Genomic DNA, 24,981 nt, shown 5'->3' with positions numbered 1-24,981 from the left:
GGCGTCCGCGCCGGATCGCGCGCTCTTGTCAATTTTGCGCCATTCCGATCATCTATCCGCCGATGCAGAGGACAGGCTGCCGGCATGATGCCGCAGCCCCTCCGCCAGCCGGCGCGTCTCCAGACCGGCAGGAGAACAACGGGATGAAGCGGCGCATTACGATTCTCGGACCCATCCTTCTTGCGGCAACGCTGGTGACGGCCGGCGCCGTCATCGCGCAGGAAGATCCCGAAGACGACGGCATGATGCAGATGGACCATGGCAACCATGGTCCGATGGAAAAGATGGAGACCGCGGCCGATTCGCCCTCCAGCGCCGAGTTCCTGGCAGCCAACACCCGGATGCACGAGGCAATGAACGTGCCGCTCACCGGGGACGCCGACGTCGATTTCGTGCGCAGCATGATCCCGCACCATCAGGGCGCCATCGACATGGCCGAGATCGTCCTGAAACACGGCAAGGATCCGGCGATCCGCAAGCTCGCCGAGGAGATCGTCGCGGCGCAGGAAAAGGAAATCGCCGAGATGAACGCCTGGCTCGACAAGAACGGGCAGTAGCCGCTCGCCGTCGTCCGGCTCAGGTCGGTATCAGGCCCGGTGCAGCGGATAGTCCGCCGGGCCGGGCCGGCCGGTCTGGGCGCGGTGGCGCAGCAGGTGGTCGGCAAGCACGCAGGCCAGCATCGCCTCGCCCACCGGTACGGCGCGGATGCCGACGCAGGGGTCATGGCGGCCCTTGGTGCGCAGGTCGACCTCCTCGCCCGTCGCCGAGATCGAGCGGCGATGGGTGAGGATCGACGATGTCGGCTTGATCGCAAACCGCGCGACGATCGGCTCGCCGGTGGAAATGCCGCCGAGGATGCCGCCGGCGTGGTTGGACAGGAACACCGGCTGGCCGTTGGCGCCGAGCCGCATCTCGTCGGCATTGTCCTCGCCCGAGAGGGTCGCCGACGCAAAGCCGTCGCCGATCTCGACACCCTTGACGGCGTTGATCGACATCAGCGCGCTGCAGATGTCCTGGTCGAGCTTGGCATAGACCGGTGCGCCGAGGCCGGCGGGCACGCCTTCGGCCACCACCTCCAGCACCGCGCCGATGGAAGAGCCCTCCTTGCGCACGCCGTCGAGGAAGACCTCCCACTCCTTCGCCGCCACCGGGTCCGGACAGAAGAACGGGTTCTCGTCCACGGCCGACCAGTCCCAGCGCGCCCGGTCGATCCGGTGCGGCCCCATCTGGATCATCGCGCCGCGGATCGTCACGCCGGGCAGGACGAGCCGGGCAACCGCGCCGGCCGCCACCCGCGCCGCCGTCTCGCGCGCCGAGGACCGTCCGCCGCCGCGATAGTCGCGCACGCCGTATTTCATGTCGTAGACATAGTCGGCGTGGCCCGGCCGGTAGCGGTCGCGGATATCGCCATAGTCCTTGGAGCGCTGGTCGACGTTGCGGATCATCAGCGAGATCGGCGTGCCGGTGGTGACGAGGCCGTTGGTGCGGTCGTCCTCGAACACGCCGGAGAGAATCTCCACCGCGTCCGGCTCCTGCCGCTGGGTGACGAAGCGCGAGCCGCCGGGCCGGCGCCGGTCGAGCCACTGCTGGATAGTCTCTGCCGAGATCAGCAGGCCGGGCGGGCAGCCGTCCACCACGCAGCCGAGCGCCGGCCCGTGGCTTTCCCCCCAGGTGGTGACGCGGAAGAGATGGCCGAAACTGTTGTGCGACATGGGGCGGGTCCGAAGGCGACGGGGTTTCGGCGGGAACGGTCGACCGCCAAGGCTGACGCTTTCTATGCGGCTGCAGGGACGCGGTCAAACCGGGACGTCGCGACGCCCTCGCCCCGCAGCATCCACTCGCCGGGCACCGTCACCCGCAAGGATCGACCGGTCATCGCCTGCCCGGAATCCGGCCGGCCTCAGAGCCAGCGGCCCTCGCCGTTTTCCCAGAAGAAGAAGCTGTCCTGCGGCACCGGCAGGTGGACGATCTCCTCGCCCGGCAGCCCCGCCAGCAGGCCGCGCACCGCGCGGCTGACGCCGCCGTGGGAGACGATCACCGCCGGACCGTCGACGCCGGCGAGAAAGGCCGCGACCCGTTCGGTCAGCATGGCGTAGCTCTCGCCGTTCGGCGGGGCGTGGGTGAAGGGCGCGGCCTTGCGCGGCGCCACCTCATGGGGCCGGCTCGCCTCGATGTCCTTCATCGAGTTGCCCTCCCAGTCGCCGAAGCTGATCTCCACAAGCCGCGCATCGAAGCCGATCCGGGCGCCATCGACGCCGAGTTCGGCGGCAACGATCTCCATCGTCTCGCGGGCCCGGCCGAGCGGCGAGGCGAAGAAGGCGAAGTCCTCGACGGCAATGTTGCTTGCGGCAAAGTGGTCGCGCACGGCGGCGCCGTTGCGCCGGGCCTGGCCGCGGCCGCGTTCGTTGAGCGGAATGTCGGTGCGCCCCTGCAGGCGCTTCACCACGTTCCAGTCGGTCTCGCCATGGCGGATGAACACCACCGGATGGGCATGTCGGACGACCGCAGCAACGGCGGGCAACGGGCTTTCGACGTTCACGGCAGAATTCCCGCTTTGCGGCGACGGCCGGCGTCCGGATCGCGCCGGACGCGGCGTGCGCTCAGTCCTTGACCACCGAGATGTCCGGCGCGTCCACTGCCTTCATGCCGACGACGTGGTAGCCGCTGTCGGCGTGATGGATCTCGCCGGTCACAGAGCGCGACAGGTCCGAGCAGAGGTAGAGGCCGACGTCGCCGACCTCGTCCGTGGTGACGGTGCGGCGCAGCGGGGCGTTGTATTCGTTCCACTTCAGAATGTAGCGGAAGTCGCCGATGCCGGAGGCGGCCAGCGTCTTGATCGGGCCGGCCGAGATGGCGTTGACCCGGATGCCCTTCGGGCCGAGGTCGACGGCGAGGTAGCGCACGCTCGCCTCGAGCGCGGCCTTGGCGACGCCCATGACGTTGTAGTGCGGCATCACCTTCTCGGCGCCGTAGTAGGTGAGCGTCAGGATCGAGCCGCCCTTGTTCATCAGCTTCTCGGCGCGCTGGGCAACAGCCGTCAGCGAGTAGCAGGAGATCAGCATGGTCTTGCTGAAGTTCTGCTCGGAGGTGTCGACGTAGCGGCCGGTGAGCTCGTCCTTGTCGGAGAAGGCGATGGCATGGACGAGGAAGTCGATGCCCCCCCACTCCTCTTCCACCTTGGCAAAGCAGGCGTCGAGCGAGGCGGTGTCGGTCACGTCGCAGTGGCCGGCGACGAGGCCGCCGAGTTCGGCTGCCAGCGGCTCCACGCGCTTGCGCAGCGCGTCGCCCTGATAGGTGAACCCGACCGTGCCGCCGTGCGCATGGATCGCCTTGGCGATGCCCCAGGCAATCGACCGGTTGTTCGCGACCCCCATGACCAGGCCACGCTTTCCCGCCATCAATCCCTGCGCTTCAGCCATTCCCGTCTCCATCTCGATCAAAACGCCCGGCGAACGGTCTGCCGGGAGGCGCGTCGTATTGCACGGCACAATATGCCCTGCAAGCCGGGCAGCCGCCGACAAAATGCTCGTATGGGCCGCCGATGATCGACAGGCCCGTTCGCTCGAAAGTCGTCACCTTTTAGCCGAGGCCCCCGCTAAGGGAAACATATGTCTCGGCGCGGAACGGCCGCCCGGGTTCACTTTTTAAGTCAGCACCTTTCAGTGTCATGACAGTTGTGACAGTCCGATGACGGGCACGAACGGCGCGATGCGGCCCCGACGTCGTTCGTGACATTGGCGGAGCCGCGGCAGGCCGCGGCTTCCGGTCGGTGGATTTATCGGCGATGATCGATCGCGCCGCCATCCGGCGCCAGCGCCCTCCCCTCCATCCGGATCCTCGCCGCCGCCCATGACCGATGCCCCGTCCGCCGACCTTCTTGCCCGCTTCGCCGCCCTCGTCGGCGACCGGAACGCCCTCACCGCGGCGTCCGACGTCGCGCCGCATCTCGTCGAATGGCGCGACCTCTACCAGGGGCGCACGCCGATGGTGCTCAAACCCGGCTCCACCGCCGAGGTGGCGGCCATCCTGACGCTTGCGCACGAGACCGGCACCGTGATCGTGCCGCAGGGCGGCAACACCGGCCTTGTCGGCGGCCAGACCCCGGATGCCAGCGGCCACGAGATCGTGCTCTCGCTCACGCGGATGAACCGGATCCGGGAGATCGACCTTGCCGGCAACACCGCCACCGTGGAGGCCGGCGTGGTGCTGGAGCGGTTCCACGAGGCGGTGAGCGCGGCGGGGCGATTCTATCCGGTGACGCTCGGCGCGCGCGGCTCCTGCGAGATCGGCGGCAACATCTCCACCACGCCGGCGGCACGGCGGTGCTCGCCTACGGCAACACCCGTGCGCAGGTGCTCGGCCTCGAGGTGGTGCTGGCTGACGGCCGGATCTGGAACGGCCTCCGGCGCCTGCACAAGGACAACAGCGGCTACGACCTGAAGCAGCTCTTCATCGGCGCCGAAGGCACGCTCGGCATCGTCACCGCGGCGGTGCTGAAGCTCCAGCCGCAGCCGGCGGCGGTGGAGGTCGCCTTTGCGGGCATGGCGACGCCCGAGGACGCGCTGCGGCTGCTCGGCCTTGCCCGGGCGCGCGCCGGCGCCGGGCTCACGGGCTTCGAACTGATGCCGCGCATCGGCCTCGACTTCTGCCTTGCCCATCTGCCCGGCGCCCGCGATCCGCTGGAAGGCGCTCACCCCTGGTATGTGCTGGCCGAGGTGTCGTCGAATACCGACGGCGACAGTGCGCGGACGGCGCTGGAGGCCTGTCTCGCCGCGGCGCTGGAGGCCGGCGTGATCGCGGACGCGACGATCGCCGCCGACGGCACGCAGGCCGCCGCCTTCTGGCGGCTGCGCCACGGCATGTCGGAGGTGCAGAAGCACGAGGGCGGCTCGATCAAGCACGACGTCTCCGTGCCGGTCGACCACATCCCTGCCTTCCTTGCCGAGGCGATTCCGGCCGTGGAGGCGCTTGTTCCCGGCTGCCGGCCGGTGCCCTTCGGCCACGTCGGCGACGGCAACCTGCATTTCAACGTCAGCCAGCCGCCGGCCATGGACAAGGACGTCTATCTGGCCGGCTGGGACGCAATGAACGAGGTGGTGCACGCCATCGTCCTGCGCCACGCCGGCTCGGTCGCCGCCGAACACGGCGTCGGCCGGCTGAAACGCGACCTGATCGCCCGGACCAAGGATCCGGTCGAACTCGACATGATGCGTGCCCTGAAGGCGGCGCTCGACCCGAAGGGCATTCTCAATCCCGGCCGGGTGGTGTGAGGGCGGGCTGGTTTTCTGCAAGGGGATTGATCACAGGGCCCTTCCCCGTGCCGATCGAATCCTTGCGACCCAAGAACGCTCCCTCAGAACAACTCCCCCTGCCGCTTCGCCTTCGCGGGCTTTTCCATCACCACCGGCGGATCGATCGCCATCGGCTCCGACAGCGGCTCCAGCAGCCCCACGTCATCGTTGCGCACGGCGTTGACACGCGCGGAGACCGGCACCGCCTCCAGAAGATCGTCCGCCGCCGGCCGCATCAGGTCGGCGACGTGGCGGGGCTCGTTGCGGTCGGTGTCCAGCCAAGCGGAAAAATCCTTCTCCGCGAGCACCACCGGCATGCGGTCGTGGATCGGCGCCATCAGGCGGTTGGCGGAAGTGGTCAGGATCGCGGCGGTGTCGATCTCGTTGCCGGCCGCGTCCGCGTAGAGCTCGAACAGGCCCGCGAAGGCAAGCAGGCTGCCGTCGCGCGGCCGGATGAGAAAAGGCTGCTTCTCGTTGCCCACCCGCCGCCATTCATAGAAGCCGCTGGCCGGAATGAGGCAGCGGCGGTGGCGCATGGCGTTGCGGAAGGCCGGCTTTTCCACGGCCGTCTCGGAACGGGCGTTGATCAGCAAAGGGAATTTCGCCGTGTCCGTCACCCAGCCCGGAATGAGGCCCCAGCGCATCAGGTGGAAATGCCGGCCGTCACGGCCGAAGCGGACCACGGCGATCGGCTGGGTCGGGGCGATGTTGTAGCGCGGCGGAAAATTCGGCTGCTCGACGTAGCCGAAGGCGCGGCGGACCTCGTCCGGCGGGGCGATCAGGATGAAGCGGCCGCACATGCCAGACCTCCGGAAGACTGCGGATGCCCCCCTGCCGATGACAGTGGTGCCTTGTTCGTAAGCATTTTAGCAACTTTGATCGCAATAGGATGTTTCGTTGGAGAAATGAAGTCCGGGGGGGCTGCATCGTGTCGGGGGTGATGGAGATCGAGGCACAGGCTCCCGGCGACCTCGATCTCTCGATCGGGCGCCTTGCGGCCGCCAACATTCACCCCGAGACGCGGCTCGCGACCGATTACCTGAACCACTTCAACGAGGTGGTCATGCTGATCGACATGCTGCCGATGATGCCCGAGTGCCTCGGCGACGTGCTCGCCTGGCGGCCGCGCAGCTATGTGGAGCATTTCCGCGCCTCGAAGTTCAAGGAACGCGACCTGGCGATCGCCGCCTATGACACCGTCAATCCGGATCGCCGCGCCGCGCTGGAAAACACCGTGCGGATGGTCGAACTCGCCCTCGCCTCGGTGCAGCGGATGATCGAATCCTCGGAGGCGCCGATGGCGGAGACCATCGAACGGGTCGGATTCGTCGCCGAGCACCAGATCCGGCCGTTGCTGGAGCATGCCAGCGGCCTGATCAACGGCGGCCCGGTCTCCGCGCCGGAGCCGGACGATGCCCATGGCGCGCAGACCGTGATCGACGCCCTGTTCGACTGATCGCTCGCGACGCAGTATGACGGTGGCCACCGCACCTGCCTTCGATCCACGGGACCCATGACCGACATCCGCAGACCAACCCTGGGCGTGAGCGCCGGCATCTGGAACGACGGCGGCCGGCTGCTGCTGATCCGCCGCGCCAAGGCACCCTTCGTCGGGTCGTGGAGCTTTCCCGGCGGCCACGTGGACGCCGGCGAGACGCTGGCGGAAGCCGCGCGCCGCGAGGTGCGCGAGGAATGCGGCATCGAGATCGAGGTCGCCGGCGCGCCGATCCTGCGCGAGATCATCGAGCACGACGCCGACGGCACGCTCGCCCGCCACTATGTGATCGCCGTCTTCGCGGCCCGGCCGACCAGCGCGGCGACACCCGTGGCCGGCGACGACGCCGACGACATCGCCTGGATCGACCCCGCCGAGATCGGCCGGCTGCGCTACACGCCCGGCCTGCGCCGCTACATCGCCGCCACGCGGGAGCTCGTCCTTTCGCCGGCGGGCGCTGGCGCCTTGTCCGCCGGGCAGGAGCTCTGACGGTGGCCGGCCGCCTCCCCTCGCTCGCCTGCCGCCGTATCGGCGCCGCGCTCCTGGGCGCGATGCTGCTCGCCGCTCCGGCCCGGGCGGAAGACCCGCCGCACGCCGGCGACCTTCAGCGCCTCGCCGAGATTCTTGGCGCGCTGTCGCATCTCGACACCGTGTGCAGCGGCCGGGCCGGCAGCATCTGGCGCGAGAAGATGTCGAACTTCCTGCAGGTCGAGGCGCCGCCGCCGGAGTTGCGTCGCCGCTACATTGCCGCCTACAACCGCGCCAACCGCGAGTTCGCCGCGCTCTATCGCGACTGCACGCCCCGCGCGGCCGACCTGGTGCAGCGCTATCTCGACGAGGGGGCGCGGCTGTCGCGCCGGCTGTCCACAGACAAGTGACCGGATCGGGCGGCGCCGGCAGAGCAATCCGGCGCGGAAATCCGGGCGCCAGCCGCCGCCGGCGCAGCGTTAACCTCTCTTAACCCGCCGCCGTTAACTCAAATTAACGATGACCGTTGCGGTCGTCCGTCACCCTGCTAGTGTCGCCTCAAGCACGACGCCGGACGCGCAAGGCGCCCGGCCAGGGTCGCCTCGCCCCGGTGAGACAGGACAGGACGAGTGATGGCGACGCTGAGCGAGGACCACGAGACCGACCACGAGGCGTGCGACGCCGAGCGCTTCAAGCGCCGGGCCATGCAGCACATCGAGCAGGCCTTCGATGAAGCCGACGCCGACGGCGTGCCGGCCGACGCCTTCGCCCACGTGGCCCTGTTCACCGCGCTCACGACCCTCGTCGACTGTTTCGGCGAGCCGGTGGTCGCGGCGATGATCTCGAAGATCCCCGCGAAGATCGCCGCCGGCGACTACACGCTCGACCGCACGCTGCAGTAACGGCCGCATAATCCGGCACCGGTCCTCGGTATCGGCGACCGGTGCCAAGGCCTGGTAAACAGCCGCTCCGGCCCGCGCGTCGTGGCATTGCGGCAACAGCGCAGGAAAAACGCCGGGCGACGCTGTCGCCTCCAGCGCTCTTTTGACTTTCATTTCAGCGAGTTGCCCATGGAGCCGGGCAACGGCGCAAGGGTGACAAGCCCCCGCCCCCGGCCCTATAGGGAGGGGGTCGAGGTGCCGGCCGCACCCTGATGCGTCGCGCGGTGGCGACGTGGGTGGCCGGCGCGGACGCACTGGAGTGATGACTTTGCGATACCCGGTCTGGCTCGCGATCCTCGCCATCGGCGCGGTGTTGCCGGCGCATGCGGCCACCGAGGTGCCCACCCAGCGCATCATCGTGCCCCCGATCAATGCCGCGCCGCCGGTCGGCGAGGAATTGGAGGAGCGCCCCTCGCTTCCGCCGGGCGGCTTCAACCCGCTCGACCGCTCGCCGGTCGAGGCCGAGGCGGTCGATCCGGCAGCCCCGCTGCCGGAGGTCCACTACGGCCATGCCGGCCTGCCCGAGCCCGTCGCCCGCATGCGCGCCGCGATCCTCGCCGCCGCCCTCACCGGCGACACCGAGGCGCTGCGGCCGGTGATCGAATCGTCGAAGACCGCGCCGAAGCTTGCCGGCCAGGAGGCCGAGGACAAGATCGACACGCTCAAGGCCGAATCGGGTGACGAGGACGGCATCGAGATCCTCGCGATCCTCGTCGACGTGCTGGAGGCCGGCTGGATCGTCCAGGACGCCGGCACGCCGCAGGAGACCTATGTCTGGCCCTATTTCTCGGCCTATCCGCCGAGCCGGCTGACCACCAAGCAGATGGTCGAGGTCTACCGCGTCATGACCGCCGGGGATTTCGCCGAGATCGCCGCCACCGGCAGCTACACCTTCTACAAGGTGGAAATCACTGCCGACGGCGCGTGGAAGACCTTCGCGATGCCGGAATTCTCGGTGCCGGAGTGAGGCCGGAAGGCGGGTCTCACAGCGGCCCCTTGAACACGAAGAAGGCGCCGGCGCAGATCAGCGCGAAGCCGACCGCGTGGTTGATGGTGATCTTCTCGCCCAGATACATCACCGAGAAGCCGGCGAAGATCACCAGCGTCACCACCTCCTGGATGGTCTTGAGCTGGGCGGCCGAATAGACCTCGTGACCGTAGCGGTTGGCCGGCACGGCGAGGCAGTATTCGAAGAAGGCGATGCCCCAGCTGACGAGGATCACGATCCACAGCGGCCGGTTCTCGAACTTGAGATGGCCGTACCAGGCAAACGTCATGAACACGTTGGAGGCGAGCAGCAGCAGGATCGGGCGGACATAGTCGAAGACGGGCATGGACGGCTTCCGGGAGGATGTCGGACGCGCAGCCGGTCCACGGCTGGACCCGGCAGGCGACGATCCTCATCGCAGACCTGAGCCGCGCTTTCCAGTGATCCGGTGCGAGATCAGGTCTGCGCACAGGGCCCGTCGCAAACCTGCCCTCACCAGCCGCCGCCGCCGCCCCCGCCACCGCCGCCGCCCGAGCCGCCGCCGGAAAAGCCGGAGCTCGACGAGCGCGGCGCCGGCACCGACGACTGGAAGGCCGACGACATGGTGCTGGAGAGGCCGGAGAAGGCGCTGCCGAAGCCGGCTCCGCTGAACGACCGACCGCCATACCAGCCGGGCGCATAAGTCACCGCCGCGCCGGCCGCCGCAGCGGTGGCAAGCCAGGCCTGCATCGCCTGCGACCACGGCTTTTCCTCACCGAGCGCAATGGCATAGGGCAGCAGCGTCTCGAAATGCTGCGGCGACATCTCCGGCGCGCCGGCCATGTTGAGCCGCGCGGTCTCCGCCTTGGAAATGTAGAGCTTCAGCCCCTCGATCTCGGCCATCACCTTGCGCCCGTGGTGGTCGGCGCACGCAGCAGGATGAAGAACAGCACGTTGAGGCCGACGAGCGCGCCGGTCAGCAGCGGCAGCGTCGGATCGGCAGTGAGCATCGGCAGGGCATGCACGGCAAAGGCGCCGACACCGCTGACCACCATATATCCGAGCACGAAGATCATCACCAGAAGACGCACCTTCGAGGCCACGCCGCTGCCGCGCACCATCGTCAGCACCAGCCGCGACATTAAGGCGGCAAAGAAGCCGAAGAAGACGAAGGGAATGAGCGTCGCGACACTTTCGGCGCCCCAGCGCCCGAGCGCCAGCAGGCCGACGAGGCCGAGCACGCTGAGCGCGATGCCGATGATCGCATAGAGCCGGTTGTTCTCGAAATAGCGGCCGCGATTCTCGGCCTCGATCGCGTTGCGGAAGGCGGAGGCGAGCCGGACGATCTCCGGGCCATTGGCCTTGTCGAGGCGCAGCCGGGCATGGCCGCCCGCGTCAAGGAAGGTCAGGATCGCCCGCTCGCCCGGCGGCAGGCTGGCGGGGCGATCGTCGCCGACGCGCACGATCACCGGCTTGTCGCCCAGATCCTCCAGCCGGAGATGGCCCTTGACCCCCAGCGACACCACCGCCGCCGACAGCGCCGTCCAGCCCTTGCCGCTGAAGCCGAGCTCGTGGATGTAGTTCGCCAGCGCCGGCGAGATGCCGGCGGGCGGGTGAAAGCGCGGAATGACCAGATGGGCCGGCGGGTCGCGGCCGACCTTCGACCAGGCGATCAGGTAGTAGCCGAACACCACGAGGACGACGAGGGCGCCGAGGATCTCGTTGCGGTTGTCGAGGAAGAACCAGCCGGCCTCCTGCGCCTCGCTCGGCGGCGCGATCACGCCTTTGGGGATCGCGACGACAACCGTAAGCCCTTCGCCGGGGCCGAGCGGCGCGGTGGTGCGGAAGGTCACCTCCCGGCCCTGCGCCTCGACGCGCCAGGCATCGCCGCGCGCGCCGAAACGGCCGGTGTAGGCGGTCCAGCGCTCGGGCGTCGCCCCCTCCGGCAGGATCACGGTCGCGGTGGCGAGATCGACCGGGAACGCCCAGTCGTTGCCGGTGACGTTCCAGTAGACCTCGTCATGGTCGGCAAAGCGGCGGATCTGCCGGCTCGTCTCGTAGCGGATGCGGTAGGCGTAGGTGCCGCGCGGCAGCAGCCGGTCCCGGTCGCCGATGTAGATTCGCACTCCGTCCGCGCTGGTGTTCGTGGACCACGGCTCGGCCGCGCCGTCGCGCTCGACGTCCAGCACCTCGAAGCCGACCTCGCGGCGCCGTCCTTCGTCATCGACGAAGGTCAGCGGAAAGTCTCGGAAGATGCCGCGCCGGATGTTGCGGCCCTCGGCATCGACGGTGATGCGCTCGGTGACCAGAAGGTCGCCGTCCGCCTGCACCTCGATGGTGGAGGAAAACGACCGGATGCGCTCGTCGGCAAGGACCGGCGCGGCCATCAGCAGGGCGAGGAGCAATGCGATCAGGGCGGCGAGGCGCGCGAGCGGGCGGGCGATCATCACGCGGCCCCTCAGAAGCCGACCTTCGGCACCGCCCGGTCGGCGGCATTCTCGATCTCGAAATAGGGCATCGCCGCGAAGCCGAAGCGGCCGGCGACGAGGTTGGAGGGGAAGGATTCCACCATCACGTTGAGTTCGCGGGCCGCGCCGTTGTAGTAGCGCCGCGACATCTGGATCTCGTTCTCGAGGGTGGAGAGCTCGCCCTGCAGCTGGGTGAAGTTGGCGCTCGCCTTGAGGTCCGGATAATTCTCGGCGACCGCGAGCAGCCGGCCGAGCGCCTGCCCGAGCAGGCCTTCCGCCGCCGCCCGGCCCGCCACATCGCCGGCCGGCACCGCCCCCACCTGCGCCCGCATCCTTGTCACCGCCTCAAGCGTCTCGCGCTCGTGGGTCATGTAGCCCTTCACGGTCTCCACGAGGTTGGGCACGAGATCGGCCCGGCGCTTCAGCTGCACGTCGATGCCCGACCACCCCTCCTTCGCCATCTGCCGCGCCTTCACCAGCGCGTTGTAGAGGTAGACGAGGTAGACGGCGATCAGGACGAGGATCGCGAGAATGATCAGGCTGGTCATGACGGCGTTTCCGGAGCAATGGCGTACGTCTTCAGTATCTGCCGACAAGTGCTAGCAGATCATGACGGCGAGGGAGAGGGTCTGATCCGGACTCCCGGCTCTTCGCTCTTGGCTCTTGCCTCATCCCTCACCGCATCCGTCATCGCTCTCCGTCTTCGCCATCCCCGCAAAGGCGGGGACCCGGCACTCGGCAAGGTCGACATTGCGGGAGCGGAAGGCGGTCGCAGCCCCGCCCGTCGTCAGCCGGCCCCATCCGCCCGCGGAACGATGGGTCCCCGCCTGCGCGGGGATGACGGATGCGGGGGGACTGGAAATCGAGGGAAACGCCTGAAGCCGGAGGTGCGGGAGGAGGGTCGCACACTCCCGCATCCCTCACGTCCCGCTTCCCCCGCCCTCACCCCCGCGGCAGGGCCTCGCCGAACAGCACCGGCTCGCCCTGCGCGGGCGTCGTGAGCTCGCCCTGCCACATCACCTTGCGGCCGCGCACGAAGGTGCCGACCGGCCAGCCGGTGGCGGACAGGCCGTCGTAGGGCGTCCAGCCGCATTTCGAGGCGATCCAGCCGTTGGTGATCGTCTCCGTCCGCTTCAGGTCGACCACCGTCAGGTCGGCATCATAGCCGACGGCGATGCGGCCCTTGCGCGCCATGCCGAACAGGCGGGCCGGGCCGGCGCTGGTCATGTCGACGAAGCGGGCGAGCGACATCCGGCCCTTCGCCACATGGTCGAGCATCACCGGCACCAGCGTCTGCACGCCGGTCATGCCCGAGGGGCTTGCCGGATAGGGCCTGGCCTTTTCCTCCAGCGTGTGCGGCGCGTGATCGGAGCCGAGGACGTCGGCGATGCCCTGCCCGACCCCGTGCCAGATGCCGTCGCGGTGGGCGGCGTCCCGCACCGGCGGGTTCATCTGCAGGAGGTTGCCGAGCCGGGCGTAGTCGTCCGCCGACAGGGTCAGGTGGTGCGGCGTCACCTCGCAGGAGGCGACGTCCTTGTGGTCCTTCAGGAACACCATCTCCTCGGCCGTGGAGATATGCAGCACGTGGATGCGTGCACCGACGTCGCGGGCAATCCCGACAAGGCGCCGGGTGCACATCAGCGCGGCCTCGGCATCCCGCCAGACCGGATGGGACGACGGATCGCCGGGAATGCGCTCGTCCATCCGGTCGCGCAGGCGGTATTCGTCCTCCGAGTGGAAGGCGGCGCGGCGGCGGGTCTGCGACAGGATCGCGGCGACGCCGGCGTCGTCCTCCACCAAGAGGTCGCCGGTGGACGAGCCCATGAACACCTTGATGCCGGCGGCGCCCGGCAGGCGCTCCAGCTCCGGAATGTCCTCGACATTGCCGCGGGTGCCGCCGACCCAGAAGGCAAAGTCGCAGTGCATCCGGTGCCGGCCGAGGGCGACCTTCTCGGCGAGGCGTTCGGCGCTGGTGGTCAGCGGGCTGGTGTTGGGCATCTCGAACACGGCGGTGACGCCGCCCATCACCGCGGCGCGCGAGCCCGATTCGAGATCCTCCTTGTGGACCGCCCCCGGCTCGCGGAAATGCACCTGGCTGTCGACGACGCCGGGCAGCACGTGCAGGCCCTTCGCCTCGATCACCTCGCCGGCCCGCGCCGGATCGATGTCGCCGATCGCGACGATCCGGCCGCCCGTCACGGCAATGTCGCGCAGGCCCTCGCCGTCGTGGTTGACGACGGTGGCGCCGCGGATCAGGAGGTCGAAGGTCTCGGGCATGGCGTGTCTCCTGAAGGCGGGAGGGGTGTCGTTCGTCCCTGCCTATACGACGGCCGGCGCGTTGACGGAACAGGCGATGGCCCGCCGGCCGCTCGCCACCGCCCCGCGGGGCACCCTCGTGACCGGCGCCCTTGTGACACCCGCCGCGGGGGGCTACCTCTCTTGGCAGTTTCCCGAACCGGAGAATCTTCGCGATGACCCATGCGCCCGTCGCAGACCTTGCCGATCGCGGCCTGCTCCGCGTGGACGGAGCCGACGCGAAGACCTTCCTCGACAATCTCCTCACCGTCGATGTCGACGACGTGCTGCGCGATGGCGCGGGTTTTGGCGCACTGCTGACCCCGCAGGGCAAGATCATCGCCGACTTCCTCGTCGTCGCCGATGGCGAGGGCTTCCTGATCGACACGGCACGGCCGTTGCTGCCCGATCTCCTCAAGCGGCTGACGCTCTACCGGCTGCGCGCGAAGGTGCAGCTCTCCGACGTCAGCGAGGCGCTGGCGGTGCTCGTATCCGTCGGCGGCACGGCCGATCTGCCCGGCCGCGTCATCACCGATCCGCGCCATGCCGGCCTTGGCCAGCGCGCCTATGTGCCGCGCGCCGAGGCGTCGGGCCTTGCGGCGGTCGACGCCTCCGACTGGCACGCCCTGCGCACGCGGCTCGGCATCCCGGAAGGCGGCCTCGACTTTGCCTATGGCGACGCCTTCCCGCACGAGGCGGCGATGGACCAGATCGCCGGGGTGGACTTCGAGAAGGGCTGCTACGTTGGCCAGGAGGTGGTCAGCCGGATGCAGCACCGCGGCACGGCGCGCAAGCGCCCGGTGCTGGTCACCGCCGACACCGACCTTCCGCCACCGGCACGACGATCACCGCCGACGGCCGCCCGGCCGGCCTGCTCGGCTCCGTCGCCGGCCACGACGGTCTTGCCATCCTGCGCCTCGACCGTGCGGCCGGCGCCGCCGCGCTGCTGGCCGGCGACGTGCCGGTGCGGCTCGCGCTGCCGGACTGGGCGGCCTATGGCTGGCCCACGGCCGCCGAGACGGAGTAGGCGCCATGGCCGACCGCCCGTCCGCCCTGCCCCGCGCGTGGCAGCGCATGCTGTCCGGCCGCCGGCTCGACCTGATCGATCCCTCGCCGCTCGACATCGAGATCGAGGACATCGCCCACGGCCTTGCCCGCGTCGCGCGCTGGAACGGCCAGACGGTCGGCGACCACGCCTATTCGGTCGCCGAACATTCGGTGCTGGTGGAAGAGATCGCCTGTGCGCTCGAACCCGGCCTCGACGCCAGCGCCCGGCTCTGCGTGCTGCTGCACGACGCCCCGGAATATGTGATCGGCGACATGATCTCGCCGTTCAAGGCGGTGATCGGCGGCAACTACAAGGCGATCGAGGCCCGGCTGCAGGGCGCGGTCCACCTGCGCTTCGGCCTGCCGGAGACGATGCCCGCCGCGTTGAAGAAGCTGACCAAGAAGGCCGACGGCATCGCCGCCTATTTCGAGGCGGTGGAGCTTGCCGGTTTCGCCCGCCCGGAAGCCAAGCGCCTGTTCGGCCTGCCCCTCGGCTTCGGCACCCCCGCCGCAGATGGCCCGCGCCTCGGTCTTTCGGCCAGGCCGGCGACGCAGGCGCAGGCGGCGTTTCTGTCGCGGTTCCGGGAGATCGAGGGAAGCGGGTGAGGGTGTCCTTGCGGATGCGCGGATCGTCGGGACTTCGCCGTGAACCCTGCTGACGTCCAGGCACTGTGCGCGGCGCGCCCAGCCTCGTCCTTCGAGACGGCCCTTGCGGGCCTCCTCAGGATGAGGCCTTGGTGAATCTGCTTTTTTTATCGAAGCGTTGCCCTCTCCCCTCATCCTGAGGAGGGCGCGCAGCGACCGTCTCGAAGGACGAGGGGAAAGCCACCGGGGCGCTGTCTGATGGTCGAAATCCTCACCGAAAGTCGTCGCCTCCCATTTGGGAGCCACCCTGATCGCGCCGGACAGCCTGTGACCTCGACAGCGTGACAGGTTGATCGATGTCCAGCCTCCTCGTCTGCCGCTACAGTGTTTCCCGCCGTCAAATCGCCCGGATCGGGGCGGTCTGTCGCGCCACCCACCGGAATTGCGTCCCATGATCCACGTCTGCTCGCTTGCCCGACTTGAAGAAACCGCCCGCCGCACGCAGGCCCGGCATATCGTGTCGCTGGTCAATGCCGGCACGCCGATGCGCCTGCCGGCCGGGTTCGACTCCGCCGGGCACCTGTTCCTCGCCATGAACGACATCGTGGCGCCGACCCACGGCATGACCCCGCCCGGCCACGCCCATGTGGCGACCTATCTGGAGTATCTCGACGACTGGGCGCGCTCCGGCCCGCTGGTGGTCCACTGCTTTGCCGGCATCAGCCGGTCGACGGCGGCCGCCTACATTGCCGTGGCGGCTCTGGAGCCCGGCCGCGACGAGGAGGAACTGGCGCAGGAGTTGCGCCGCCGCGCGCCGTCGGCCACCCCGAACCAGCGGCTGGTCGACATCGCCGACGAGGTGCTCGGCCGGGGCGGACGGATGAGTCGGGCGATTGCCGCCATCGGCCGCGGCGCCGACGCCTACGAGGGCACGCCCTTCGAACTGCCCTTTGCCATCGCCACGGGTCGCTGAGGCCCGGATGGACAGCCTCGCGGCTCTTCTCGTCCTTGTCATGCTGGCGATCCTCGGCGGATCGCTGCTCGGCATCGCCGCCTTCGTGAAGAGCCGGGGACTTGCCCGCGAGGTGACGGCGCTGCGTGACAGGATCGCCGTGCTCGAGGCCCGCGCGTCCGGCCTGCCGAGGGCCGACACGGCGGACGACCCGGTCGACGAGGCGGCGCGGCAGGCGGATGCCGCAGGCTTCGAGACGGCGAAGGGCAAAGCCCCGACGACCGCCCCCCCGGCCTCCGGCCTCCCGGCGCCGGACGCGTCCGAGCCTGATGCGCCGACACCTGATGTTCCGCCGCAGGCCGCGCTCGCGGAAAGGCCTCGTGCCCCCCGCGACCTCGAGGAGGCGATCGGCAGCCGCTGGGCGGTCTGGGTCGGCGGCATCGCGCTGGCGCTCGGCGGCGTGTTCCTCGTGCGCTATTCGATCGAGGCGGGGCTGCTCGGGCCGCGGCGCGGATCGCCTGCGGCCTGCTGCTGGCCGCAGCCCTGCTTGGCGCCGGCGAGTGGTTGCGCCGCCGTCCGGTGCCGGCCGAGGGCCGCAGCGCCTATATTCCCGGCGTGCTGACCGCCGCCGGCACCGCCACCGCCTTTGCCGCCGTGTTCTCGGCCTATGCGCTCTACGGTTTCCTCGGAAACGCCGCCGCCTTCGTGGCGCTGGCCGTGGTGGCGCTCGCCACGCTGGCGCTGGCGCTGCTGCACGGGCCGGCGCTGGCCGGGCTCGGGCTCGCCGCCGGCTATGCGACGCCGTTTCTCGTTGCCTCCGACGCTCCGGCGCTGGCGCCGCTGGCGCTCTATCTCGCCGTGCTCACCGCCGCCAGCCTAGGCCTTGCCCGGATGCGCGGCTGGCTGTGGCTCGCCGTGATCGCGGTCACCGGCTCGGTCGGCTGGGCGCTGCTGATGATCCTCGGCGGACGGGGGGACGGGCTCGACCCGGCGATCACGGCGCTGTTCACGGTTGCCGCCTTCCTGCTGGCCACCGCTGCCTTCGCCGCCGCGACCCACGAGGCGGCGCCGAACCTGCCGCCCGAGGGACGCGACCTCCGCGGCGCCGGGCTGCTCGCCCTGTTCACCCTGCCGGCGCTGCTGCATCTGGCCGTGTTCGGCCATGGCGGGACCGGCCTTGCCCTGCTCGCGGCGCTCGCGGCGGGCTTTGCCGGCGTCGCCTGGCGCTGGCCGCCGCTGCGCCATCTTGCCTTGGCCGTGCCGGCGATGCTCGGCCTCGGTCATCTCGGCTGGGACGTGCCGGGCGCCGTGCTGGTCGGCGATCCTGTGACCGGCGGCCAGGCTGCGCCCTCGCTGACCGATCTTCTGGCACTGGAGACGACCTCCGGCCTGATCGGCTCGGCCGCCGCCTTCGGCGTTGCCGTCGGTGTCATCGGCTTCGTCGCCGTGCTGCGGGGCACGGCCCGCGCGCCGCTTGGCCTTGCCGGGGCGGTCACGCCGCTCGTGCTCCTGTGCGTGACGTGGCTGCGGGTTGCCGAATTCGGACCGAGCAGCACCTTCGGCGTCCTCGCCCTCGGCCTCGGCTTCGTCCTCGCCGGCCTTGCCGAAAGCCTGATCCGGCGCCTCGACGACACGGATTTCGGCGCCGATGGTGCCATCGCGGCCTATGCAGTGTCTGCCGTGGCGGCGCTGGCGCTGGCCTTCGCCATCCTGTTCGAGCGCGGCGTCCTCACCGTCACCCTCGCCCTGATCGTGCCGGCGCTCGCCATGGTCGACGCGCGCCGACCGTTGCCGGCCCTGCGCTGGACCGCGATCGTGCTTGCGCTCATCGTGGCGGCCCGGCTGGTCTGGGATCCGGGCGTGGCCGGTGGCGACCCGGGGGCAACCCCGGTGTTCAACTGGCTGCTGTGGGGCTACGGCCTTCCGGCGCTTGCCTTTTTCGGCGCCAGCCTGGTGTTCGCCCGCCGCGGGCCGGCGCTGGTGGTACATGTGCTGGAGGCGGCGAGCCTGACGCTCGGCACGCTGACGCTGATCCTCGTCATCCACCATGCCATGGCCGGCGGACGGCTCGAGGCGCCGGTCTCCGGCCTTCTCGAAGCCGCGCTGCACACGATGACCTTCCTCGCCGTCTCGCTCGGCGCCAACCGGCTGGCGGCCCTGCGCGGCGGCCCCGTGTTCGGCCGGGCGAGCCCCCTGCTCGGCCTTCTCGGGCTGGCCGGCGCCGTGCAGCTGCTCGTCATCGCCAACCCGATGGTCAGCGGCGAGCCGATCGGCGGCCTGCCGGTCATCAACGTCCTCGCCTTTGCCTATCTCGGCCCGGCGCTGCTGATGGCCGTCACCGGGCAGCTTGCGCGCGTTGCCGGCCGGCCGCGCTGGTATGTCCGGCTCTGCGGCTGGGGTGCGGGGCTTCTTGCCGCCACGTGGCTGACGCTCGCCGTCCGCCACGGCTTCCACCGGCCGGACATGGCGTCCGGCGACATCGGCGAGGCGGAGCTCTACGTCTATTCGGCGGTGTGGCTCGTCGCCGGCGTCGGCCTGCTGGTCCTCGGCGTGGTCGGATCGTCGGTCACGCTGCGCCGGGTCGCGGCTGCCGTCATCCTTGCCGTCGTCGTCAAGGTGTTCCTGATCGACACCGCGGGCCTCACCGGCGTCTGGCGGGCGCTGTCCTATCTCGGGCTCGGCGCCGTGCTGATCCTGATCGGCCTTGCCTACCAGCGGCTGCTCGGCCCGATGCTGCGGCGGCGCGAGGCCCCGGACGGCTGACGCGGTTCCGCGTCAGCCCATCCCTGAATCAGGTCGTCATTGCGTCAGCCGATGTCGACCACCACCCGGCCGCGCACCTTGCCCTCGACGATGTCGGTGGCCGTCTGCACGATCTCGTCGAAGCCGATGCGGGTGGTGAGGGCGGCGAGCTTGTCGCGGTCGAGATCGGCGGCAAGCCGTGCCCAGGCGGCAACGCGCCTGTCGCGCGGCACCGTGACGGAGTTGATCCCGAGCAGCGACACGCCGCGCAGGATGAAGGGCGCGACCGACGTCGTCAGGTCCATGCCCATGGCGTTGCCGCAGGCGGCGACCGCGCCCTCCCCGGTCGTCATCGCCAGCATGTTGGCGAGCACCTTCGAGCCGACGGTGTCGACGCCAGCGATCCAGCGCTCCTTGCCGAGCAGCTTCGGCTCGCCGGAGAGCTCCGCCCGGTCCAGCACCTCGGCCGCGCCGAGGGAGGCGAGGAACTCCGCCTCACTGGTGCGGCCCGTGACGGCGATCACATGCCAGCCGAGCCGGGCCAGCAGCGTGATGGCGACGGTGCCGACGCCGCCATTGGCACCGGACACGACCACCGGCCCCATCGCCGGCGTCAGGCCGTGCCTTTCCAGCGCCAGCACGCAGAGCATCGCGGTGTAGCCGGCCGTGCCGACCGCCATGCAGTCGGCGCCGGACAGGCCCTCGGGCTTGTGGATCAGCCAGTCGCCCTTGACCCGGGCAAGCCCGGCATAGGCGCCGTAATGCACCTCGCCGACGCCCCAGCCGTTCAGCACCACCTCGTCGCCGGGAGAAAACTCCGGATCCTGCGAGGAGACGACGGTGCCGGCCAGGTCGATGCCCGGGATCATCGGCCAGCGGCGCACCACCGGCAGCTTGCCGGTGATGGCGAGCCCGTCCTTGTAGTTGACGGTGGAGTGGGCAACGCGGACGACGACATCCCCCTCCATGAGATCGGCCTCGGTGAGATCCGCGACACGGAGCGACTGCCGCTTTTCGGCGTCGCGCTCGACGAGAATGGCCTTGAACTGCTCCATCGCGGGTCTCCCTCGATCCTGTTGGTCCTTCGGCTTAGCACGGCGGGCGCCGCCCTCGCCAATCCCGGCTGTCGAGGACGATGCAGGGCGCCTCCCGTTTCGCCGGATTAACCGCTTCGCAAGGTTAACCACTCCATACTTCCACGCATCCCGCATCGGCAGGTCCGGCATCGAAACCGGTCCGGAACGCGCGCCTCCTGGCGCCGTCACTGCCTGTCGTCCCGCGGGGGGCGTGGCGCCATGGCCTTCCGGCCGGGCGGAGAGTTCGGAGCAGGACGAGTGATGCGTCGCAATTTCGCCTGGGCCCGCACGGCGGGCCGTCTCGGTGCCGTCCTTCTCGCCGGCGCCTGCGCGTCCGCGCTGGTGCCGACGAAGATCGCCTATCAGGATGCAGCAAGCCTGCTGACCCGCGACCTCGACCCGGAAACCCGCTGGACGATGACCCTGACGGCCACGGCCGGCGGCTCGGTCCATGTCGCCTCCGGCATGATGGAGGAGGCAACCGGCACCATCGCCGTGGTGTCGCGCGCACCCGACGGCGTCGGTGTCGACGTGACCATCGGCGACGTCGACCCGATCATCACCGGTTCGATCAACGCCGCCGCCGAAATCCCCGACGAGGACCGGATCGACCGCACGCTCAAGGGCGACCTGCCGATGTCGATCACGACACCGGCGACGCCGAAGGGCTTCTCGGCCGGCTCGGTCTACGAGGAACACGGCAGCTTCGCCGCCCCGGCGTCGGAGATCGGCCTGCAGGTCGCCTTTGCCGGGGCCTCGCTGCCGCTCTCGGCGCTGGCGGTGGCCCGCTTCATCGAACCGCGCCCCGCCCTGACGGCGGTCGCCAGCCTGGAGCCGCTGCCCCTGCCGGTCAGCCGGCCGGACACGACGATGCTGGTCGCCTCCGGCTATCCGCGCCGCAACGTCGCCCCCTGGGGCGTTGGCGCCGCGGCCGAAGCGATGGCCGTCGCCTATGCGCCCGACGCCTCCGTCGTTTCGCAGGATGCCTTCGACGCGCTGTTCTCGACCCCGAAGGACAAGCCGGACGTTCCGGAACTCGTCGTCAAGCCGGGCGAGCACTGGTGGGCGAAGATCCCGCTGCCGACCTCGATCTTTGCGGCCGCCGAACAGAAGTGCCTCACGGAAGCGGTCTATTTCGAAGCACGCGGCGAATCCTACGACGGCCAGGTCGCCGTGGCGCAGGTGGTGCTGAACCGGGTGCGCAATCCGGCCTATCCCGCCACCATCTGCGGCGTCGTCTACCAGAACCGCCATCTCTACAACCGCTGCCAGTTCTCCTTTGCCTGCGACCGGGTCAAGGACATCGTGTGGTCGCGCAAGGCGTGGAAGCTGGCCGAAAAGGTCGCCGATGACGTCTCGACCGGCCGGGTCTGGTTCGACAGCGTCGGCACGGCCACCCACTATCACGCGACCTACGTGCGCCCGAACTGGGCCGGCGTGTTCCACAAGCAGGCGCAGATCGGCAAGCACGTGTTCTACCAGACGATCTACGGCGGCTGGAGCTGAGCGGAGCGGCGCCGGGCGGCGCCCTCAGCGCACCGCGTCCCATGCGCCGGATCGATCGGATCCATGCGCAACATTCATTTCCGGCGCGGGAGCGCCCGGCGTAGTCTCGCCGGAGCCCCGGCAGGTGTGCCGGGGCGACGCTCTCGCGAGATCCCCGCCCGATGACCACACCCCCTGCCCGTCCGTCTTCTCCTGCATCGGGCGCGAGCGTCCCGGTGATCCTGTTCTGCGGCTGCCTGATCGCCGTGCTGACCTTCGGTCCGCGCGCGACCATGGGCTTCTTCCTCACGCCGATGACCGCGGCCAACGGCTGGAGCCGGGAGGTGTTCGCGCTCGCCATTGCCCTGCAGAACCTGATGTGGGGCATCGGCCAGCCCTTCGTCGGCATGATTGCGACCGGTTCGGGACGTGGAAGGTGCTGACGGGGGGCGCGGCGCTCTATGGCCTCGGCCTCGTGCTGATGGCCAAGACCACCGACCCGGTGGCCCTGCAGTTCACCGCCGGCGTGATGATCGGTCTCGGCATCGCCGGCTCGGCGATGTTCCTGGTGCTGGCCGCCTTCGCCCGGCTGCTGCCCGAGCACCTGCGCACCATGAGCTACGGCCTCGGCACCGCGGCAGGCTCGCTCGGCCAGCTGCTGTTTGCCCCGATCGGCATCTCGCTGCTCGACAACTACGGCTTCGAGACCGCGCTGCTCTTGATCGGCATCGGCCTGTTCGCCGTGCCGCTGCTCGCCATTCCGCTGCGCGGCCAGCCGAAGGTGCCCGCGCCCGGCGGCCCGATCCGCGACCAGTCGATCCGGCAGGCGCTCGGCGAGGCCTTCGGCCACAGGAGCTACCTCCTGCTCACCGCCGGCTTTTTCGTCTGCGGCTTCCACGTCGCCTTCGTGACGACGCATCTGCCGCCCTATGTGGTCGACAAGGGGCTGGATCCGCTCTGGGGCGCGCTGGCGATCGGCCTGATCGGCGCGTTCAACATCGTCGGCTCGCTGGGGGCCGGCTATCTCTCCGGCATCTATCCGAAGCGCTGGGTGCTTTCGACGATCTACTTCGGCCGGGCGATCGCCTACGGCCTGTTCGCCCTCGCGCCCGTCACGCCCTGGAGCGTCGGCCTGTTCTCGGCCGCCGCCGGATTGCTGTGGCTCTCCACCGTGCCGCCCACCCAAGCCCTCGTGGGCCTGATGTTCGGCACGCGCTACATGGCGACGCTGTTCGGATTCGTGTTCCTCTCCCACCAGATCGGTGCCTTCATCGGCGTCTGGCTGGGTGGCAAGGTCTATGATGCCACGGGAAGCTACGACATCGTGTGGGGGCTGGGCGTGCTGCTGGCGCTGGCGGCCGGCTTCGTCCACCTGCCGATCGTGGAGCGGCCGGTGACGCGGATCACGGACCCGGCCTGATGCCCGGATCGCGCGCGAGCCCTTGACCCAGCGCGAGTTCTTACTTCAGCGCGAGAATGACGCGGATGTTCTGGGGGCCCTGAAACGGCGCGGCGGAGGCTTCCTCCGCGGTGTCGGCGTGACCGTAGGCCTCGCCCGACGACACGGTGGCCAGGCTCGCGTCCGCCTTGGTGGCGGCGACGGTGGAGCCGGCGCCGGCGCTGTCCGACGACATCTCGAGGTTGGCGAGACCGACGACGATCATCGACGTGATCGCAAGCCCGGTGGCGATGATCTTGCGGCTTCCCGTCAGGCAAGAACTGCTCATGGTGACTGCTCCCGATTTTCGTTGATCTTCACCGCCGGAAGGTGAACCGCTGCTGAACAGCGTCGTTTCTCCAGTCCAGCCGGCGCCGCATGCCTGCAGCGCCCGTCTCTGAGGACTAGGACGCCAGAAGCGGCGGTTTTGTTTCAACGTGGCGCCGGATTTCGCGAATTTTTCTCCGCAAAGCCGCAAAATCCACGTCGGGAGATGAAACAGGCCTTCCCCCGTCCGTCCCCGACGCTTCGGCGCCACGAGGAAGGGTCTACGGCAGGCACCGTCAGGGGAGCGTCAGTCTTGCCCGCGCCTGCGCTGACGCAGCGTCATTTGCCGCAAGAAGCCACGAAATCGGTCAATATCGGGCAAGTCGTTCAAGGAGGATCAGGAGTCGGCGAGGCGTTCGGAGAGATCGCGGATCGCCGAAAAGGGGCCGCCCGACGCGGCAAGCGCCGCCTCGACGTCGACGCGCGACAGACCATGGCGGCCGAAGCCGACGCGGATCGCATCCGCCACCCACTGACGGTGGCGGCGCCGGCGGGCCTCTCCCCGGTCGGCCTGGCCAAGAAACGCGCGATGGTCGGCGACCGCCGCCGACAACTCGTCAAAACCGCTGCGGGCGGTGGACGACACCATCACCACCGGCGGCGTCCAGCCCTCGGTGCGCCGCACGCCGAGGCCGAGCGCGCCGGCCACGTCCGCCGCCGCCCGCCGCGCCGGGGCGCCCATGTCGGCCTTGGTCACCACCACGATGTCGGGCAGTTCCATCACGCCGGCCTTCATGAACTGCAGGCTGTCGCCGGAGCCGGGCTGGATGCAGAGCAGCACCGTGTCGGCAACCATGGCGACGTCGGATTCCGACTGGCCGATGCCGACCGATTCCACGATCACCCGGTCGTAGACGGCGGAAAACAGCACGGCCACCGCGATGGCGTGGTCCGACAGGCCGCCGAGCCGGTCGCGCGCCGCCATCGAGCGCACGAACAGGTCGCGATCGGCCGGATCGGTCTTGAAGCGGGTGCGGTCGCCGAGCAGCGCCCCGCCGGACAGGCGCGACGACGGATCGACGGCGAGGATGCCGAGGCTCTCGCCCGCGCCGCGGATCTCCGACACCAGCACATTGGTCAGCGTCGACTTGCCGACGCCCGGCGGCCCGGTGAGGCCAAGCACATGCCCCTCGCCCGTCGTCGCCGCCGTGTCCAGCAGCTCTGCCAGCCGCGCCAGCCCGCCCCGCGCCTCGATGGCCCCAAGCGCCCGCGCCACCGCCGGCTTGCCGCCGGCGCGCAGGGTGGGAAGGTCGAGGGGGACGAGTTCGGTCATCGGCAGGCGCGCACAGGCTGGAGGGGTCATCTGCTGGATAGTGCGAAGCCGATGTCTCCGCTACCCTTCTCATTGCCGCATGCCGGAGAGGCGTCGGTACCCACATGCGGGCACCATCGGGGAGAGACGCA

21 protein-coding genes and 4 pseudogenes are annotated in these 24,981 nt (G+C 69.8%); 13 read left to right on the top strand and 12 right to left on the bottom strand.

Going from position 1 to position 24,981, the window contains the following annotated elements; all coding sequences use genetic code 11:
- Positions 1–143: 143 nt before the first annotated feature.
- A complete protein-coding gene (gene copM, locus A6302_RS07685; RefSeq protein ID WP_069306551.1) occupies positions 144–557 on the top strand; it encodes a CopM family metallochaperone in 414 nt (137 codons plus the stop codon).
- Between the two features lie 30 nt (positions 558–587).
- Here copM and aroC read toward each other — a convergent pair whose 3' ends face one another.
- The 3 genes from aroC to fabI all read right to left on the bottom strand — a co-directional run bounded on the left by aroC (position 588) and on the right by fabI (position 3,419).
- Positions 588–1,712: a chorismate synthase gene (gene aroC / locus A6302_RS07680; protein WP_069306550.1), complete on the bottom strand. Its 1,125-nt coding sequence runs from the start codon at positions 1,710–1,712 to the stop codon at positions 588–590.
- A 188-nt stretch (positions 1,713–1,900) separates the two neighbouring features.
- Positions 1,901–2,539, bottom strand: coding sequence for a histidine phosphatase family protein (locus A6302_RS07675; protein ID WP_141703488.1), 639 nt, complete (start codon positions 2,537–2,539; stop codon positions 1,901–1,903).
- Positions 2,540–2,600: 61 nt separating this feature from the next.
- Positions 2,601–3,419: an enoyl-ACP reductase FabI gene (gene fabI / locus A6302_RS07670; protein ID WP_069306548.1), complete on the bottom strand. Its 819-nt coding sequence runs from the start codon at positions 3,417–3,419 to the stop codon at positions 2,601–2,603.
- Between the two features lie 430 nt (positions 3,420–3,849).
- Between fabI and A6302_RS07665 the strand changes: the two are divergent.
- Positions 3,850–5,270, top strand: a pseudogene (locus A6302_RS07665) (FAD-binding oxidoreductase).
- An 83-nt stretch (positions 5,271–5,353) separates the two neighbouring features.
- On the opposite strand, the gene A6302_RS07660 reads toward A6302_RS07665, so the two are convergent.
- Positions 5,354–6,091, bottom strand: coding sequence for an SOS response-associated peptidase (locus A6302_RS07660; RefSeq protein ID WP_069306547.1), 738 nt, complete (start codon positions 6,089–6,091; stop codon positions 5,354–5,356).
- Positions 6,092–6,219: 128 nt separating this feature from the next.
- Between A6302_RS07660 and A6302_RS07655 the strand changes: the two genes are divergently transcribed.
- The 5 genes from A6302_RS07655 (at position 6,220) to A6302_RS07635 (ending at position 9,162) form a co-directional block, all read left to right on the top strand.
- Positions 6,220–6,747 carry a hypothetical protein gene (locus tag A6302_RS07655; protein ID WP_210183288.1) on the top strand — a complete coding sequence of 176 codons (528 nt, stop codon included), beginning with the start codon at positions 6,220–6,222 and terminating at the stop codon, positions 6,745–6,747.
- A gap of 57 nt (positions 6,748–6,804) precedes the next feature.
- Positions 6,805–7,275, top strand: coding sequence for an NUDIX hydrolase (locus A6302_RS07650; protein WP_069306545.1), 471 nt, complete (start codon positions 6,805–6,807; stop codon positions 7,273–7,275).
- 2 nt (positions 7,276–7,277) lie between these two features.
- Complete coding sequence (locus A6302_RS07645) at positions 7,278–7,664, top strand: TIGR02301 family protein (protein ID WP_083255605.1); 387 nt, start codon at positions 7,278–7,280, stop codon at positions 7,662–7,664.
- A 222-nt stretch (positions 7,665–7,886) separates the two neighbouring features.
- Positions 7,887–8,156 (top strand): hypothetical protein, encoded by a 270-nt coding sequence (locus A6302_RS07640; protein WP_069306544.1) that lies wholly within the window; start codon positions 7,887–7,889, stop codon positions 8,154–8,156.
- Between the two features lie 301 nt (positions 8,157–8,457).
- Positions 8,458–9,162, top strand: a complete 705-nt coding sequence (locus tag A6302_RS07635; protein WP_069306543.1) for a hypothetical protein — start codon at positions 8,458–8,460, stop codon at positions 9,160–9,162.
- A gap of 16 nt (positions 9,163–9,178) precedes the next feature.
- On the opposite strand, the gene A6302_RS07630 is transcribed toward A6302_RS07635, so the two are convergent.
- The 5 genes from A6302_RS07630 to A6302_RS07615 all read right to left on the bottom strand — a co-directional run bounded on the left by A6302_RS07630 (position 9,179) and on the right by A6302_RS07615 (position 13,907).
- On the bottom strand, positions 9,179–9,529 hold the full coding sequence (locus tag A6302_RS07630; RefSeq protein ID WP_069306542.1) for a DMT family protein: 351 nt from the start codon (positions 9,527–9,529) through the stop codon (positions 9,179–9,181).
- Positions 9,530–9,675: 146 nt separating this feature from the next.
- The gene (locus A6302_RS24315) at positions 9,676–10,065 is read right to left on the bottom strand and encodes a DUF2207 family protein (protein ID WP_245293977.1); all 390 of its coding nucleotides are present in this window, start codon (positions 10,063–10,065) and stop codon (positions 9,676–9,678) included.
- Positions 10,065–11,609 carry a DUF2207 domain-containing protein gene (locus A6302_RS07625; protein ID WP_245293976.1) on the bottom strand — a complete coding sequence of 515 codons (1,545 nt, stop codon included), beginning with the start codon at positions 11,607–11,609 and terminating at the stop codon, positions 10,065–10,067. Before A6302_RS07625 ends, A6302_RS24315 begins: the two co-directional genes overlap by 1 nt.
- 11 nt (positions 11,610–11,620) lie before the next feature.
- On the bottom strand, positions 11,621–12,178 hold the full coding sequence (locus A6302_RS07620) for a LemA family protein (protein ID WP_069306541.1): 558 nt from the start codon (positions 12,176–12,178) through the stop codon (positions 11,621–11,623).
- Between the two features lie 394 nt (positions 12,179–12,572).
- Positions 12,573–13,907: a dihydroorotase gene (locus A6302_RS07615; RefSeq protein WP_069306540.1), complete on the bottom strand. Its 1,335-nt coding sequence runs from the start codon at positions 13,905–13,907 to the stop codon at positions 12,573–12,575.
- 194 nt (positions 13,908–14,101) lie between these two features.
- On the opposite strand from A6302_RS07615, the pseudogene ygfZ reads away from it, so the two are divergent.
- From ygfZ to A6302_RS07595, 4 genes and pseudogenes are all read left to right on the top strand, one after another.
- Positions 14,102–14,952 (top strand): annotated as a pseudogene (gene ygfZ, locus A6302_RS21185) (CAF17-like 4Fe-4S cluster assembly/insertion protein YgfZ).
- Between the two features lie 5 nt (positions 14,953–14,957).
- On the top strand, positions 14,958–15,578 hold the full coding sequence (locus tag A6302_RS07610; protein WP_069306539.1) for an HD domain-containing protein: 621 nt from the start codon (positions 14,958–14,960) through the stop codon (positions 15,576–15,578).
- 430 nt (positions 15,579–16,008) lie between these two features.
- Positions 16,009–16,530: a tyrosine phosphatase family protein gene (locus A6302_RS07605; protein ID WP_069306538.1), complete on the top strand. Its 522-nt coding sequence runs from the start codon at positions 16,009–16,011 to the stop codon at positions 16,528–16,530.
- A 7-nt stretch (positions 16,531–16,537) separates the two neighbouring features.
- A pseudogene (locus A6302_RS07595) lies at positions 16,538–19,272 on the top strand (DUF2339 domain-containing protein).
- A gap of 44 nt (positions 19,273–19,316) precedes the next feature.
- Here the strand turns inward: A6302_RS07595 and acuI are convergent.
- The gene (gene acuI / locus A6302_RS07590) at positions 19,317–20,306 is read right to left on the bottom strand and encodes an acrylyl-CoA reductase (NADPH) (protein ID WP_069306535.1); all 990 of its coding nucleotides are present in this window, start codon (positions 20,304–20,306) and stop codon (positions 19,317–19,319) included.
- 282 nt (positions 20,307–20,588) lie between these two features.
- Between acuI and A6302_RS07585 the strand changes: the two genes are divergently transcribed.
- Entirely contained in the window at positions 20,589–21,833 is a 1,245-nt protein-coding gene (locus tag A6302_RS07585) for a cell wall hydrolase (RefSeq protein WP_169833531.1), read from the top strand.
- Between the two features lie 161 nt (positions 21,834–21,994).
- Positions 21,995–23,232 (top strand): annotated as a pseudogene (locus tag A6302_RS07580) (MFS transporter).
- A gap of 40 nt (positions 23,233–23,272) precedes the next feature.
- Here A6302_RS07580 and A6302_RS07575 read toward each other — a convergent pair.
- Both A6302_RS07575 and A6302_RS07570 read right to left on the bottom strand, forming a co-directional pair.
- Complete coding sequence (locus tag A6302_RS07575; RefSeq protein WP_069306533.1) at positions 23,273–23,539, bottom strand: hypothetical protein; 267 nt, start codon at positions 23,537–23,539, stop codon at positions 23,273–23,275.
- 375 nt (positions 23,540–23,914) lie between these two features.
- On the bottom strand, positions 23,915–24,850 hold the full coding sequence (locus tag A6302_RS07570) for an ArgK/MeaB family GTPase (RefSeq protein ID WP_069306532.1): 936 nt from the start codon (positions 24,848–24,850) through the stop codon (positions 23,915–23,917).
- Positions 24,851–24,981 lie beyond the last annotated feature (131 nt).

The organism is Methylobrevis pamukkalensis (assembly GCF_001720135.1).
Classification (GTDB): domain Bacteria; phylum Pseudomonadota; class Alphaproteobacteria; order Rhizobiales; family Pleomorphomonadaceae; genus Methylobrevis; species Methylobrevis pamukkalensis.
The sequence above is the reverse complement of the archived record's forward strand: the minus strand, read 5'-3'. Positions and strand labels throughout refer to the sequence as shown.